This window comes from Sphingobacterium sp. R2 (assembly GCF_040760075.1).
In the GTDB taxonomy this organism is placed as follows: Bacteria; Bacteroidota; Bacteroidia; order Sphingobacteriales; family Sphingobacteriaceae; genus Sphingobacterium.
Map to the genome: position 1 here is coordinate 4851006 of NZ_CP142884.1, position 15816 is coordinate 4866821.

11 protein-coding genes are annotated in these 15816 nt (G+C 43.0%); all 11 read right to left on the bottom strand.

Annotated elements, in window-relative coordinates:
* Nucleotides 1-17: 17 nt before the first annotated feature.
* Nucleotides 18-1859: a carbon starvation protein A gene (locus tag VXM68_RS20460; RefSeq protein WP_293954495.1), complete on the bottom strand. Its 1842-nt coding sequence runs from the start codon at nucleotides 1857-1859 to the stop codon at nucleotides 18-20.
* Between the two features lie 10 nt (nucleotides 1860-1869).
* The gene (locus tag VXM68_RS20465) at nucleotides 1870-3036 is read right to left on the bottom strand and encodes an AGE family epimerase/isomerase (RefSeq protein WP_294182864.1); all 1167 of its coding nucleotides are present in this window, start codon (nucleotides 3034-3036) and stop codon (nucleotides 1870-1872) included.
* Between the two features lie 135 nt (nucleotides 3037-3171).
* Nucleotides 3172-4110, bottom strand: coding sequence for a DUF4434 domain-containing protein (locus VXM68_RS20470; protein WP_294182866.1), 939 nt, complete (start codon nucleotides 4108-4110; stop codon nucleotides 3172-3174).
* On the bottom strand, nucleotides 4107-4826 hold the full coding sequence (locus VXM68_RS20475; RefSeq protein ID WP_294182868.1) for a GDSL-type esterase/lipase family protein: 720 nt from the start codon (nucleotides 4824-4826) through the stop codon (nucleotides 4107-4109). Before VXM68_RS20475 ends, VXM68_RS20470 begins: the two co-directional genes overlap by 4 nt.
* Entirely contained in the window at nucleotides 4823-5371 is a 549-nt protein-coding gene (locus VXM68_RS20480) for a GDSL-type esterase/lipase family protein (protein ID WP_367209840.1), read from the bottom strand. The genes VXM68_RS20475 and VXM68_RS20480 overlap by 4 nt, the downstream gene beginning before the upstream one ends.
* A 145-nt stretch (nucleotides 5372-5516) precedes the next feature.
* A complete protein-coding gene (locus VXM68_RS20485; RefSeq protein ID WP_294182872.1) occupies nucleotides 5517-6833 on the bottom strand; it encodes an MFS transporter in 1317 nt (438 codons plus the stop codon).
* 1 nt (nucleotide 6834) lies between these two features.
* Nucleotides 6835-8262 carry a DUF5009 domain-containing protein gene (locus VXM68_RS20490; protein ID WP_367209841.1) on the bottom strand — a complete coding sequence of 476 codons (1428 nt, stop codon included), beginning with the start codon at nucleotides 8260-8262 and terminating at the stop codon, nucleotides 6835-6837.
* A gap of 24 nt (nucleotides 8263-8286) precedes the next feature.
* Nucleotides 8287-10137 carry an FAD-dependent oxidoreductase gene (locus VXM68_RS20495; protein ID WP_367209842.1) on the bottom strand — a complete coding sequence of 617 codons (1851 nt, stop codon included), beginning with the start codon at nucleotides 10135-10137 and terminating at the stop codon, nucleotides 8287-8289.
* Between the two features lie 127 nt (nucleotides 10138-10264).
* The gene (locus VXM68_RS20500) at nucleotides 10265-11056 is read right to left on the bottom strand and encodes an alpha/beta hydrolase (RefSeq protein WP_367209843.1); all 792 of its coding nucleotides are present in this window, start codon (nucleotides 11054-11056) and stop codon (nucleotides 10265-10267) included.
* 251 nt (nucleotides 11057-11307) lie between these two features.
* Nucleotides 11308-13806, bottom strand: coding sequence for a sugar-binding domain-containing protein (locus VXM68_RS20505; protein ID WP_367209844.1), 2499 nt, complete (start codon nucleotides 13804-13806; stop codon nucleotides 11308-11310).
* 29 nt (nucleotides 13807-13835) lie between these two features.
* The gene (locus tag VXM68_RS20510) at nucleotides 13836-15749 is read right to left on the bottom strand and encodes a family 43 glycosylhydrolase (protein ID WP_367209845.1); all 1914 of its coding nucleotides are present in this window, start codon (nucleotides 15747-15749) and stop codon (nucleotides 13836-13838) included.
* Between the last annotated feature and the right edge of the window lie 67 nt (nucleotides 15750-15816).

The following is a 15816-nucleotide window of genomic DNA, read 5'->3' on the forward strand; positions in this document are numbered from 1 at the left end:
CTGAAATCCACGCTACTTTATCTTTCTACAATCTCCTTCACAACCTCTCCATATTGATCTTTCACCTGCTCTTTCCTTTGTGCAAGGTATATCCACTTCTTAAACGTTCCGATAAATACAATCGCCATCAATGACATCGCTGCTACGGCCAAACCCGCCAGTAGGTACTGTCCTTTAGGCACATATCCTTGTACCACCTGAAGATAGCCGGCCCAAAATGTAATCACGGCCATAAAGACACCGGGAACGGCTGCAAACAAGACATATTTTCGTCTATTCATCCGGATGAGCATCGTTGTACATACAATCAGACCACAGGCTGCCAAGAGCTGATTGCTAATACCAAATAATGGCCAAATGCTACTTACGTTACCGGTATAAACCAAATATCCCCAGGAAAACGTAAACAGGGCACTGCAAATCCATACACCTGGTTTCCAGTTTTTATCGCTAAATTTAGGAAAAACAGTTCCAAGCATTTCCTGTAGAAAAAAACGTCCCACCCTGGTACCTGCATCAATCGCCGTAAGAATAAAAACAGCTTCAAACATGATAGCGAAATTATACCAATAGGCCATTATATCGTTCATAAAAGGAACCTTATCGAAGATATGAGCCATCCCTACAGCCAACGACACTGCCCCGCCCGTCCTACCGTGCAGATCTACACCTATTCTGTCTATAAAATGTGGTAAATCCACAGCTGAAAGATGGGGGTGCTGCGCTAGAAACTGTGCATAATCGGCTACCGGCGTATTGATTGCAAAATAATCACCAGGCATCAACGTACAAGCTGCAATCAAGGCCATCAAGGCAACAAAGCCCTCAACAAGCATGGCGCCATACCCCACAAACAAGATCTCACGTTCATTACCGATCATTTTGGGCGTCGTCCCGGTTGCGATAATAGCGTGGAACCCTGATATGGCTCCACAGGCAATCACAATAAAGATAAAGGGCAAGACAGGTCCTGAAATTACAGGTCCGCCACCATGGATAAATGAGGTCAAAGCGGGCATCTGAATTGTTGGTGCAACAAAAAATATTCCTACCGTCAGCATAATAATTGTACCTATTTTGAGATAGGTCGACAGGTAATCTCTCGGAACCAATAATAGCCAGATGGGCAATACTGAAGCGAAGAAACCATATACAGCAATACCGATAGAGATCGTTTTCACATCCCAGTTGAAAAGTGCGTGAAAAGTTGGAACCTGCATCAGGTGATGACCGGCTATAATACCTGCAATAAGCAAGATACCACCAATGATACTCGCCAAGGTCACCGAGCCCTCCCGATAGCGCATCATCAAGCCCATTAAAATAGCAATGGGCATTGTCAGTACAATCGTAAATAAAGACCATGGTGCCTCGTGCATTGCACTGATACAGGCCAGCGATAATCCGGCCAACGTTAGGATCAAAATAAAAAGTACGGCGATACCAGCAATAGTGCCAATAGGTTTACTGACCTCCTTGGAGGCAATGGTTGCCAAACTTTCGCCTTTATGTCGTACAGAAGCGAAAAGCACGACCATATCGTGCACACCGCCACCTAATACACAACCAATTAATATCCACAGAGCGCCCGGCAGATAACCAAACTGTGCCGCGAGAACTGGACCAACTAGTGGTCCTGCCGCAGCTATCGCAGCGAAATGATGGCCAAACAACACTTTTTTATCGGTTTTCACATAATCATGGCCATCAGCAAACTCCACCGCCGGTGTCTGGCGACTTCCATTCAACCTGAGCAGCTTATTTGCTAAAAACAAGCCATAAAAACGATACGCGATCGCAAAGATCAATATCGCTGCGAAAACTAAGGTCAACGCATTTATTCCATTGAGAGCATCCATACCAGTTAAGTTACACGATTATTTTTGCTTTTTCAAACACCTCATATACCTTCCATAAGGCACGAGGTACATGAAAGCATCCCTTCCATTTTCCGCCTTTGAGATCGAGCAATACCTCACCTCTTCGATTGAGGTAGCCAAACCATTCGCCATGTTCGGGGTCCCTAAAATGCGTCCAGGTATATTCATGAACCCGTTCGAACCAACGTTTAGCCTCTTCATTTCCCGTTAGTACCCAAGCTTTCGCCATACATACCAGTGTTTCACAGTGCACCCACCATAACTTCTGGTCCCATTCCAACTGCTGGGTCGGTTTACCCTGCGCATCCATAAAGTAGAATATACCTCCATATTTCTCATCCCATCCATGCTCCAACATACGAAGACCAATACGCATGGCTTTTTCAATCAACGCTGGTCGCTGCAATCTTTCTCCCAGATCCATCATAAACCACATGGCCTCTATCGCATGTCCCGGATTGAGCAATCTTCCTTCAAAACTATCCAGCAATGAACCATTGGGACTTACATTTTCAAAGACAAGCCCCTGCTCCTCTTTATAAAATACATGCATTACCTCCACCACGATATCCTCAATCAATTCCTGCACCAGGTTAGGTTCCAATAAATGCTCCAGTTCGATGGAGAGATTGCTCAAGATCATAGGCAAAGCAAAGTTCTTTGATGGACGTGTCCCTGGAACAGCCTTATCGTATATGCCCTTGGTATGTGTTCGACGTTTCAATATATTATGAAAGGTGTCTTGCGCAATTTCCGCGTAACGCTGCTCCTGGGTTGCTGTATACAGGGCACCAAATCCCATTGCAGCAAAGCAATCGGAAAAAATATTATAGGGCCGCACAAGTGCCTTCCCTTGTCGATCAAGCGAAAAATACCAGTTTCCCTCTTCGTCACGTCCATGTTTTTCCATAAAGCTGGCACCATGAACTGCAATATCCAACCAGGATGACCGTGTTTCAATTTTGTTGTAAATACTCGAAAAGAGCCAAACTTGCCGCCCCTGCAGCCACATAAACTTATCCGTATCAAAAACTCCACCTCTTCTATCCAGACAGGTAAAATAGCCCCCATACTCCCTATCGAGCGAATGCTCCGTCCAGAAAGGAAGAATATGATTAAATAATTCGTCTTTATAAATTGTACTATAATGATTCATGTATAAATGAATTTGCTCTTTAAAGGCCATTTAAAATCTCTGGCCTACTCTTATCAATAATGCTATTTCTTGTTCTCTGACTTCTTCGAGATTGCTTTTGTCGTCATTTCGCGTGCTGTAAACACGCGATCCCTATCACCAATTGTGGTTCAAGGCATATTCCCGATACCGATTGTAAAGGTGTCCTGCCTGTAAATAAGCGGACTGTGGACTCATAAAGTGAGCAAATTCGAAAGTAATAGCCTTATCATAACCCGCCTTTGCTGCAGCCTCAAGTTTTAGTCTTAGTTTATCAAACTTGATCGGCAAAAATTTGATCGGCATATCCCGGTCAAAAGATTCGGCATTCGTCCAACAGGCCATACCATATTTATCAGCCAATTTCTTATTGACCTCAAAGAAATCGGGAAGCTCATCGTAATCAATGTGTCCATCCTGAAAGGCCACTGCATCGACAGCTCCTTGTATACCTTCAAAAATTTCGCCCCATTCCCGTTCGTGTTCCAATACCGAAACTGCATCGGCTTTACTAAGCTCGGGAGAAGCGGCAAGCACAGCTTTTTTCCCATCAATCCAGGGCGATATAAATGTCGGCAAGCCCCCACTGACGGCCTTGCACTGTAACCCAAGTGTACGAAAAGCATGAACAGCCCCTTTCGTTTTACGGCTGATTTCCGTACTGATATACCATCCACCGAAGCTTTTATAATGCCCATATTTAGCCCAAACCTCTTCAATTACATATTGATTGGCATCGATTTCGTGACTCAGATCTCCTGTATCCCAATAAATACCGCTGTCATAAAGTCCAAAATAGAATTTCATGTCGTACTTGTCTGCAAGCTGCAGATAAAGCTCTACAAGATCCAACGATGGTTTAAAACAGCCATATTTGTCCATCAGATAAGCCGATGGATAGGTTATAAATTTACGATAGCCACTGCGAATCATAATAACAGTGTCTATACCAATTGCCTTCATATATGCAAAATCCCGATCCCACTCTTCCGGACCCCAATTCTGGTGCGGAATATCGTGGGAAATCTCGTCAATAAATGTTCCTGTAATTCTCATAAATATTTCTTTTCTTTTAATAATTGTACCCATTTTATATAGGCACTGGGTATCAGATGCACACCATCAGCTGAGTAAATTGCGTTAAGTTTTCCCTCATTGTCCTGAAAAAGTGGGCAGAGATCAACAAATGGGATATTTTCATCTGCTGCAAGCTGTCTTAGTTTTTCATTTAAGATCGGAACCAACACATTTCTACCTTTTGTATAAGGCTCTTTTGTTCGTTCTTCATTGATCGGTAAAGCACTCTGAAGATAGATAAGGGTCTTTGGTGAGATCTTTTTTATTCGTTTAATGATACGCTTGTAGTTATTGACCGACACTTCCTGCGGAAGCTTTCGGAATTGGTCATTAATGCCATCCATCAGAAAAATTGCCCGTGGACGTCCGCGCAACACCTCATCTATACGCGCAAGAATCCCAAACGAATTATCTCCGCCTATCCCCCTGTTCAGTACAGGATATCTTGAATCTGCAAGCAATTCCTGCCATTCTGCCCGTTCAGTAATACTATTTCCCAAAAACACGATTGCTCCTTTAATTGTTGGACTTTGTTCGAAATAGGCCATTCGTTGTTGATAATACCAGTTGGCGTAACTGCTATCTATTTTAGTCTCCTGAGCTGAGAGGGACTGGGAAAATACCAATAGACATATTCCAATGAGGAAGCAACCTTGGAAAACACGATACCGCTTAAAAAATTCCAATGATCTCATAATAGTTTTTGCTGTTTTAAATAATTGGCCCAAATTAAATAGGTGGCTTGCTTCAGATGTAAGCCATCAATTGTTAGCTCAGCTTTTAGTTCCCCTTTACCATCTACCAATATCGGCTGTAAGTCTACAAAACGAACTTGATGTGCCGTACACAATTCTTTCAAAGCTTTGTTCAATAGCACGATCTTGTCATTCCGAACCTCTTCATAGATTTTTGGCAGTAAAGATTCATTCACAGGTAGAAGTCCCTGCACAAAAAGCGCTGTATTTGGCGACTGCTTTTTAACCTGCTTTATTATCCGCTCTATATTCGTTGAAATAATGGAAAGTGGTATTCCTCTTTTCATGTCGTTCACCCCACAGAGCAGAAATATTTTTCGTGGTCTGGACGCTAATATCTCGTCTAGTCGTGCTAAAATACCGTAAGTCACATCGCCGCTAATCCCACGATTGATCACATGCTTCCGCTGGAGGATTTCTTGCCATTTTCCACCTTCGGTAATGCTATTGCCAAGGAAAACGATTTCGTCCTTCTGATTGGGCATCGCTTTAAAAAACTCAAGCCTTGCGCGATAATGCTGATTATCAAACGTAGAATCAATACCCTTTGATTGCGCTAAAGTCAATGCCGGTAAAAAAAAGGCAACAATAGGGCCTTCCAGTTCCTATAAGAAAGTCTGTTCATATGCATTAATTATTTTCGTCGGTATGCTCTTTTTCGGGTTTTCGCAATGGCACCCACCAGGAAACCAAAAAGGCTGGAATAGTAGAAATCAACACCCAGATAAAAAATTCTTTATAGCCCAAATGATCACTCAGCCAGCCGCTGATCATCGAAGGAATCATAAACCCCAGATTAACAAGTCCACTTCCGAAAGCGTAGTGTGCCATCTTATATTTGCCTGGGGCAATATTTTGCATGATAAAAAGAATAATTCCGATAAAGCCAAAACCATATCCAAAGTACTCGATGGCGACAGCAGCAGCTATGAGATAAAGGTTCGTCGGCAATGTGATGGCAAGAAATGCATAAGCTACAAATGGAACATTAAAGAAGGCACAAAGGATCATAAGTGTCCTCCGGTCTAAGCCCTTTTTGGATACAAAGTGCCCTGCGACAATCGACCCCAACACAAAAGCTATGGCACCAAATACACCATAAAGCAATCCAATTTCCGAAGTACTCAGGCCAAGGCCACCTTCGGTACGTTGCGCTTTAAAAAATAAGGGGGTGATCTTAATGGCCTGCCCTTCAGCAAAACGATAAAAGACAATAAAAAGCAAACTAAACCAAATATTCTTTTTCTGAAAAAAAGTTATGATAACGTCTTTAAGCGTATCCGTTCCCTCCTTTAAAGAAGTGGATTTGGGGGCTTCATCGTGAGCAGGTAAAGCACGTATGCTGTACAGTCCTATCCCCAACATAATAAATCCATAAGCAAACATCACCACCATCCACGCGGATTTAATGCCGATTTCCTGCTCCAATTGCCCCGCCAAATAAACGAGTACGCCGCCAGAAAAAACTTTGGCCACATTATAGAAGGCACCTTGCCAGCCGACATATTTTGCCTGTTGTTTTGCATTCAGTTCATTCAAATATACCCCGTCGGCTGCGGTATCATGTGTGGAGCCACTGAATGCGATCAGTGTCAATAAGGCAATGGAGAAGCTAAAGAAATGATCCAACTGTAGCGTAAGACCAAGCAGACCAAAGAGTAGCCCCGTGAGTATCTGCGTGGTATAGACAAAAAATTTCTTGGTCTTATACAGCTCCAAAAAAGGGCCCCATAAGGGTTTTATTGTCCAGGGCAGCATAATCAATGAGGTCCAAAAAGCAATCTGTGCGTCCGATACCCCCAAATTTTTATACATAATGGAGCTCGCACCCGAAAGGGCAACAAAAGGTAGCCCCATGGCAAACCACGTTGTGGAGATCCAAAAAATAGGCGGAAGTGCCTTACGCCCTTTGCGAAGCTCCACCGTTTGTTCTAATAATTCATTCATTTTATGACTTCCAATAAAGTTTTAACCGGCTGCTGAAGATCGTCAACAGCGCCACGATTCCAGTGAATAATACACCGCGCATCACTCCCCCAAAAACACCCTGTGCCCCCATCTGATCAAGAGCGCTCTGTAGTCCCGTAAGCGCCAATAGTGGGATCAACAATAGATTTCCTGCGGTATAGGCGACCATCGGATTTCTACCAACCAGTGCTATACCTCGAAACAGCGATTTTCCAAAAGCAAGTTTCTCGATACAACACAGCATTGTTAGCGCATAACAGGCTAAGCCCGTACAGACAAAATAATAGCTGTATGTGGAATAATCCTTTTTTATCCCCCCCTCATACGCTTCGAAGATCAGTCCTAAAAAAAGCAGATAGCTTCCGAGCACAGCCATTTTTGCCTGCAGTGTCAGTACTTCGGCCTTCCGAAAAACACCTGAACAGAAGCATAGCGAAAAGATCAACATCAGGGTAACTCCCATATTGATATCGAGATAGCGCATGTATAGATTGAAGACATTCAGCCCAATTAGAAGTGCACAGAGCAAGCCTTGTAATGCCAGTTGAGACCGCTGCATCCTGGGTTTGTCGGCCAACGACGTATCAGCAATAATCCACTCGCCGACAACTGTAGCCGGAAGGATAATAAAGAGGTATTTGAGGTAATAAAATTGATAAAGCCAAGTCGCAGGGCTGAGTTTGTAGATAAATTCGTTGATACTACCGACTTCTTTGGATCCCAAAAAAACGCCCATAATAAATGGTAAAATCGCCATACGTAACCAGATGGATTTTGCCGTCAGCCACCACCACAGCGTTCCAAACAAAGCCATATTGGCCAGTACCAGAATAATAATATCTGTCTTCTGGAGGGTAAATCTATCCGTTTGTGCATACAACAGATATAGCATCCCTACAGATAGCAACAGGGCCACTATGTGAACAAGTCTCGCGGTCCGCATCGGTAAATACGACTTTAAATCGGCATAGAGTGTAAAGAGCAGGACAAACCCCACGATTGACAAGATATACTGTGACGCAGCAGGCTCTCCACTCATAACCCAAGCGCGCATATAAAAAGAAAATAAGGCGAAAAAGAATAAAGCAACAAAACGCTTAAAAATTGTACCCGCGATAGGCAAAGCGTTTAGGTTAGCCACTTTTTTCCGCATAGCCAATGGGATGGCCGCCCCCATCGTAAAAAGGAAAATCGGAAAAACCAGATCTACCCAGGTTATACCTGCTATACTGGGATCAAATACATGTTTGGGCGGGGGCACCTGTGCATGGTACATCCAAGCAGGAAGGTTTCCAAATGAAATGCTCGATGAAAGCACCATTAAAAGGATAGCAATTCCCCGCAGAACATCCAAACTATCGTTTCGCTGCTGTGGAGTCGTTGTAGAATTTGGTAAAATTGGTATCATCTCGTTTTTCTATGCGTTCGGAAATCAATTTTTTGTTGCTATAAATTGGCCGGTAAAATCCACCGGCCGTTCAAACGGCTTTAGGATATGATCCAACACAACCGCCACTTGAGCCCGTGTTAACACTTGATTTTCTTTTGCTGCAATGACGGACCAGATTTTATCTTTATTCAAAGTGGGGTCGACCTGGAGCAATAGAGCCGCAAAAAATTCTGCTGTGACATCGGCACCCGAGCCAGCGACTTTATCGGCCGATGGATAATAACTACGCATACCGACGATCAGGTCTACTTCGCTTATGCGGTGTTCGGGATAGAACCAAGTCTGATTGGCCCATTTGTAGGGCACCCCTTTTCCTTTAAGAATCCCGGTTGCTCCAACACGTTGGATTGCCTGAAAACGACTATCTTTTGGATCAACATCGATAAAGGGCATGAGATAGGCATGATGGTCCAAAAGTACTTGCTGGACCTCCCTTAATGAAAGATCTTTGGGCGTAACACCTTGTTTTGCAGACAGCGCCGCCAGCACTCCAGCAGCTTGACCAATACCCAATACAACTGGCTGAAGGCGGGTGGCCCCAGCCACAATATTGCTCACACTGATGCTTTTTTCAGCAACAATAAAATCCGCTATTTTCTCAGGAATCAAACTTCCAAGGGGTACATTGTAGGATGGTACCCGAATCTTAACAAAATCAATTTTGGGTGCATCCGGGTTCTTCAGGTGATGATGATCGATGGTATAATCGCCTACTATCCCACCTGTGCGGTACAAAGGCAGCTCCTGCTGATAAGGACTCTGCACATAAGGCAATGTAAGCTGCACCAAGCCTTTAGCACGTCTAGACTCGCGATGATAAGCAATAAAGGGAAGTTTATCGGCCGTATCATATTCATCATCGGCAAGCCCCAAGTTTTTAAAACCCAGCTGACTTTGAAGATGATATACAAATCGTAAGGTATGATCTTTCGCCTTTTGCAATTCCACCGCCCTCGCCTTTGGCGACATCTCGATAATATTCAGGTAGATATCATTTCCGTCTTTAGGCCAGTTTATCATGTATTTTCCATTTGGCAATTTGCCATAGGTAATCATTTGATCACAATTGATGATAGGCGTATTGCTGTGTGAAGCAGGATCTTTAACATCACAGGCATGTTCAAACTCTTTAGGATCATAACCTTGAGGTTTCTTTAGCAATCTCTTTGGATCGGCACCATAGTCTTTCAGGATAGCGACATAAGTAAGGTCTTGAATTATTGAATTGGCCTTTTCGGGAGCAAATTCTTCTTTCGTATCGTAGCGGCTATCCATACCGATGCTGTAAGCAACACCCGCACGCGGCAAGAGATCCCCCAATTCCGTCGCATCGACTAGAATAGAAGCGTTTACGGTTTTCTTTTTCCCTTCCTGTTCAATGGCAACGGTCCAGCCTTTAGGCTGTTTTTTCAGGTCTAAGAGGGTACTTTTATACCAAACGGCAATATTTTTTTCGGCTCCAACCATCTTTTTTAACAAGCGATTACCGACCGAAGGCTCAAATAGCGTATTGCTTACCCAGCCTGTTTCCACTGCCTTTGGACCACCATAATAAGCATAAAGTTCTGCCCTAAATTCGCCCCATATTCCCGAAGGCATACGATGGTTACCATCAATAGCGGAGACCCCAGCGGCAGTGAGCATACCACCCAACCAGCTTGTCTCTTCCACCATAAGGACCTTACTTCCCAAACGGGCAGCTTGCAAAGCCGCAGAAACACCACTTGCTCCCCCTCCCACAATCAAGACATCGTATGAAGCAACAGCCTGCCCCTGCGAGGAGAGTGTGACAGAAATCAATAAAATAGAAAAAAAAGATTTAAACCAATTCATATGAAGTTAATTGCAGTAAATAATTTAAAAAATACGCACCAAATACCGGTTTAAGGACCAGAGATACATTATTTTGTTGTCGGACTAAAGGATCAGTATAAGGTGAATGAAACATATAGGTTATCGATTAATGGATCAGACGATTAAAATAAGCGAAATGAACCGGAATGGTTTTGGCCCAGTAGCCAGAGGTATGAGCGCCGGGTTGCGCAATATAAGTCGCTTTGATCTTGAGTACATCACAACTATCCCGAAGGGACTTATTGGCCCCATATAGATAATCTTCAGTACCACAATCAAAAATAAATGTCTTTTCACTCCCAGCGATCTTATGGACATTATGGATGACACTAAAACGATCGAATAATGGATTTTGATCGCTGTATTGACCTAAATGTTGGGCTAGACTTGTCTTCTTGAAAGCCGAATGTCTCAGATTGACAACTCCCGAACTGCTACCAGCACTTTTAAAAAATGATGGATAGTTAAAAAAGAGCCAAAGTGCACCATGCCCCCCCATACTCACACCCGTAATAAATGAGTTGTCCCGATCCGTATGATATTTGCCCTGTATGTAAGGCATTAATTCCCCTGTCAGGAACCGACCAAATTGTGCTCCGCCTTTTTGTGGACTGTCTAAGAACCAGCTCGTCCGAAGACCGTCAGGGCATACCACCACAAAGCCATATTGATCGCTCAATGCCTGAAAATCGAAAAATTTTGAAAGACTTTTATAATTTGCCCCATGACTGTGCAGCACATATACAACAGGTAAGGCACGGTTGTCCGGCTTCATCTTTGGTATATAGACGTAGCCGGAATCTACTCCAAAAAGATGAGCAGACTGTAACGTATAAAGCTCTTGTCCTTTGGCCAACATTGTACCAACGACACATAAAAGGCATATGATTAAACGCATGGATATAATTGAGTCAGTCTTTAGATTTATAGTGAAGCTAAATTAATAATAAAATTTACAATAAAAAAAGTATTTAATAATTTTTTTTATTTAATATTATCATATTACGCTATTTTATAACGAAGTCCATTTATCAATTCAGGTTAAATAAAAAGAGCATTGGAAAAATTTCCAATGCTCTCTTTTTATTTAAGATTTGAAAAGCTAATTAAAATAGCTCAAATTCACATTTCTAGTTATTTATTATATCCTTATTTTATCAGACACTGTATAGTTGCCGTTTTTAACCACGGTGATGTGAACCTTATATCGACTTTATCGCCAGATTGACCCAATGCTTGAACATAAGCAATCATTTTACCATGATATACCCGCTGTTTGTTATCTGTATAATCGCCCATGTCGGCATTATTTCCTGCTTCCATTCCCAGCAATCGTGCATTTCCAATGAGGTCGCAGGTTATTTCATCTTCTGATAGTATTACGGGATCATCGTTGGCATCTACCAACTGTAAGGCAATTTGAATGATTGCGCCCGATTTTATGTCTTGCTCTCCTAGTACGGTGGCATGAATCGCCGTTGGCCGTTGAGTTGACTGTATTGCATGACGGATGATCTCCTTTTTATGATTGTCGAAACCCACAACTTCCAATTTGCCCGAAGTATAGGGAATATCCCAAAAGATAATACCTGTTTTCTCATCATATTTCTTTTCTTCGCCAACAAGCTTACCATTGAGTTCTAATCGTGCCTGCGCACTATTGGTGTAGCAAACGACGCGAATTTGTTGTCCCTCTTGATAATTCCAAATTGGCCAAGCGTCCATAGAAGGGGCTTCATTCTTTCGCTGTCCTTCCTCCGACTCCAATGCCGACCACACATCGGTTGCTCCTGCCCCTCCCTTCAATGGATAAGTACCTAAGTAAGCCATGGGTTTGTCCGACCACAGCGATTGGCGATAATAACCTCTCGGTTTGACAAATCCCGCAAAATCTAGCAGTCCTGAATAGAATCCACGGGAAGGCCAACGTCCAGATTCGCCGAGATAATCGATCCCAGTCCATAGAAATTGACCAAAAATATGCGCATTGTCACGTACTGCTAACCAAGCAGAAAGATCATGCCTATTTTCGCTGCCGAAAATGACGCGTTCGGGAAAGCGTTTGTGATCCAGTTGATAGCGGCTTTCTGTATAATTGTATCCAGCGATGTCAAGTGCACCTGGATAGGCGGTTTCGTTAGACATTGCTACACCTGCAAGCCCTGCCGTAACCGCTCTACTTTTATCGTATTTTTTTACAACCGCGACCAAGCGTTTGGCAATATCACCCAACCGCATCGCATCGGGTGCATCCTTTTTGTAGCCCCCATACGAAGCTTGTGTAAAGCCACCCTCTTTCTTTTCTCCGTTAAGAATAGGATGTGAATAAGGATCATTTGGATAATCCACTTCATTGCCTATACTCCACGCAAAAATTGAAAGGTGATTCCGATCTCTTTTGACCATGTCGGCAAGATCCTGCTCTCCCCAAGATTCAAAAAAATCGTATGATCCTTGAAAGCCGGGCGTACCAAAATTCCACCCCTGCAACCATTTTCTTTTTGGAAATTCCCATTCGTCAAACGCTTCGTCCATCACCAAAAGACCAAGCTCGTCACATAGTGCATACAACGAAGATGCCTGCGGATTATGGCTTGTACGAATAGCATTGACTCCCAGTGATTTTAAGGTTAGGAGACGTCGACGCCATACTTCTGGATACACTTCAGCGCCCAATACGCCTGCGTCGTGGTGCAAACACACTCCTTTTACCTTCATCCACTCTCCATTTAAAGCAAACCCTTTGTTCGCATCGAACGTGAATGCTCTGAAACCGGTCTTCACCTCCGACTGATCGATCTGCTGGCCATTTTGCGTCACAATTGTCCGTAAAGTATATTGTTGGGGTTGATCCAAACTCCATAGTTTGGGGTTCGACACGGTCAACTGCTGTTGTACGGTTGCCTTATCACTGGCTCCGATTTGTACTTTCTGTGTTTTTTTTGCGACAATACGCCCTGTCATGTCAACCAACTGCTGCTCGACTGCAATTGCAGAAGATGCGGAAGCGCTATTGACCACAGTTACTTCGGTATTTAAAATTCCCTTTTCACCTTTTATTTCTGGATAGGCGTACACGCCCCATTGGTCGATATGCATCGGATTGGCCTTAACAATCCATACATCCCGATAGATCCCAGACCCTGTATACCACCGCGAATCGGCGCTTTGGCTATGGTCTACCCTAACGGCTATGGTATTTTCTTTGCCAAATTCAATGTATGGCGTAATATCGTAAGAAAAGGACACATAACCATTGGGCCTTTTGCCAACAGATTTACCATTGACAAAAACTTCACTTCGGTTGTACACTCCCTCAAAATAGATAAAAATCTTTTTACCCTGATCTTCTGCGGGTATCGTCAATTGTTTTCGGTACCATCCTATGCCGCCGGGCAAATATCCTGTTGCGCTGGCTAAATTAGGACTTAACGGGTATTTCACACTCCAATCATGCGGCAAACTCACCTGCTGCCATCCAGCGCGATCCATTTCCGTTCCCGCTTTTATCTCCATATCTCCCAAATGGAAGCGCCAGTCTGAGTTTACACGTTCGGCGATGCCAAACCCCGGCTGTGCATATAGGGTATGGAGACCTATATAACTGGAGATTGCTAAGACAGCCAACTTTCTTATTATTCTTTTCATTTTATTTATATTTACATTAGGTTTAGTGATTAAAGTGTGGGAACTACTGGTATTACATGGCCCTCATCGTCAAAATACAACCGATCCATACACACCTCGCGATTAAATCCTGCAGCGTCACCCATATCGATACCCTTGGGATAATTAAAACGATGGTAAACAATATACCATTCATCTTTCCCTGGAATCTGCAGAATAGAATTATGTCCAGTTCCATATATCCCCTTTGCGGGATCTTTTTGTAAGACTAGATTATTTTCGGGAACAGTGATTGGCCCATCGGGGGAAGAGGCGGTTCCATAACGTACCCGATAATTTTCACTCCGAGTATCGTCTTCTGACCAAAAGAAATAATAGCGACCTTTACGGTAGACTACATATGCACCTTCGCGAAACGTCTTATCGGGAGTTATGACTTTTAGCGTGTTTTTCTTGATGCTAACCATATCCTTGTTGAGCTCAGCTACCGCTAGATAGCCATTTCCCCAATATAAATAGCTTTTACCAGATTTTGGATCGTTAAACGCTGCGGGATCTATCTCCTGACCACCTTTTACACCTTCAGGTTTAAAATCTATCAATGGCCTTCCCGAATCCTTAAAAGGCCCTGTCGGCAAATCTGCTACCGCAACGCCTATCTTTTGCGCCGCCGTGAAATAATAATAGTATTTATAGTCGTTCTTAACTTTCTTTTCTGTAATCGTTGGCGCCCAGGCATTTCTAGGGCCCCAGGCAACATCTTTTTTCAAGTCCAAAATCACCCCCTCGTCTTTCCACTTGCTGAGGTCTGGGGACGAAAAGGTCTTAAAATAATAGCCGCCCCAACCGTCAAAACCATCGCTTGTCGGGTAAATGTAGTATTTTTTGGTTTTATTGGAATAAAGTACATCTGGATCGGCATAAAAACCATCCAAAACCGGATTCTTTCTAAAAGTGAATTGAATGTCTTTTGGTTTCCCCCATTTGCTAGTCAGATCAAGCAGTTCTTGCCTGGAAACAGGGATAATGGTACCATGTCTTGGATGGAAATCCATATCAATTTCATGATCAATCACTTTAAAACGATCCAAATCATCAGAGATACAAAATTGATATTTTCCTTTGCCATATACATCATACATCAGGATGTATTTATCTGACTGATTGATCTTAAAGACACTAGATCCTTCCACAGCATCGTTTGTCTGCTGTTTATATCCTGGCTGTTCAATCCATCTTCCTGACGTAAGTGAATCTGTTATCGCCAGTTTGATACCATTGCCATGTCCTTCGGTTTTGTAAAAGAGGTAGAAGAGACCATTCTTTTCAATAATATCGCCGTCAATACAAGATTTACCGTTTTTCGGCAGAAAAAGTACTTTTGGATCGGACTCAAAATCGGTAAATTCCTTATTTGCGTAAGCGTAATAAATGATATCGGGATCGTTTCCATATTGCATAGACCAATACACCATATATTTCCCTACCGAAGGATCAAATATTGTCTGTGGTGCCCAAACCCTTTTCAAGGCTTCCTGGCCTTTAAAGCGCTGCTGAATATCGATTATTTGATGCGACCAATGCACGAGGTCTTGGGACTTTAACAAGACCATTCCGCGGTTGGAATCCCAGCCTTTGGAGGAAGTCATGTCAGTCAGTACCATATAAAATGTTTTTCCATCGTGGCAACGAAGAATATGTGGGTCTCGTACACCACCAGTTTTGCTAATAAGCTTTGAATCTAAGATGGGTTGATTATCGTTTAGAGCTCGATACGTATAGCCATCAGTGCTAATGGCAAAACACACAGCCTCATCAGCTACAGCGTTCCCTTTAAAATAAGCGAAGAGGTAACCCGCAAAATCTTTTTCTGCTGGGCCGCCCCGATAAGTCTGTGCAAAAACACCGCATGCAGCATGTATAAAAAATAAGATAACTAAGATTGAAATTTTGTTTTTTTTCATGAAAGTTTAGTTGAATATATAAGCATTAACCTATTGTGCGTCTCTGTATTTTTGTACCTCTAAATGC

Excerpts from the sequence above, each read along its gene's own strand:
- VXM68_RS20475 (WP_294182868.1), bottom strand. The coding sequence starts at position 4,826 with ATGAGATCATTGGAATTTTTTAAGCGGTATCGTGTTTTCCAAGGTTGC.
- VXM68_RS20465 (WP_294182864.1), bottom strand. The coding sequence starts at position 3,036 with ATGAATCATTATAGTACAATTTATAAAGACGAATTATTTAATCATATT.
- VXM68_RS20495 (WP_367209842.1), bottom strand. The coding sequence starts at position 10,137 with ATGAATTGGTTTAAATCTTTTTTTTCTATTTTATTGATTTCTGTCACA.
- VXM68_RS20500 (WP_367209843.1), bottom strand. The coding sequence starts at position 11,056 with ATGCGTTTAATCATATGCCTTTTATGTGTCGTTGGTACAATGTTGGCC.
- VXM68_RS20510 (WP_367209845.1), bottom strand. The coding sequence starts at position 15,749 with ATGAAAAAAAACAAAATTTCAATCTTAGTTATCTTATTTTTTATACAT.
- VXM68_RS20485 (WP_294182872.1), bottom strand. The coding sequence starts at position 6,833 with ATGAATGAATTATTAGAACAAACGGTGGAGCTTCGCAAAGGGCGTAAG.
- VXM68_RS20505 (WP_367209844.1), bottom strand. The coding sequence starts at position 13,806 with ATGAAAAGAATAATAAGAAAGTTGGCTGTCTTAGCAATCTCCAGTTAT.
- VXM68_RS20470 (WP_294182866.1), bottom strand. The coding sequence starts at position 4,110 with ATGAGAATTACAGGAACATTTATTGACGAGATTTCCCACGATATTCCG.
- VXM68_RS20490 (WP_367209841.1), bottom strand. The coding sequence starts at position 8,262 with ATGATACCAATTTTACCAAATTCTACAACGACTCCACAGCAGCGAAAC.
- VXM68_RS20460 (WP_293954495.1), bottom strand. The coding sequence starts at position 1,859 with ATGGATGCTCTCAATGGAATAAATGCGTTGACCTTAGTTTTCGCAGCG.
- VXM68_RS20480 (WP_367209840.1), bottom strand. The coding sequence starts at position 5,371 with ATGCCCAATCAGAAGGACGAAATCGTTTTCCTTGGCAATAGCATTACC.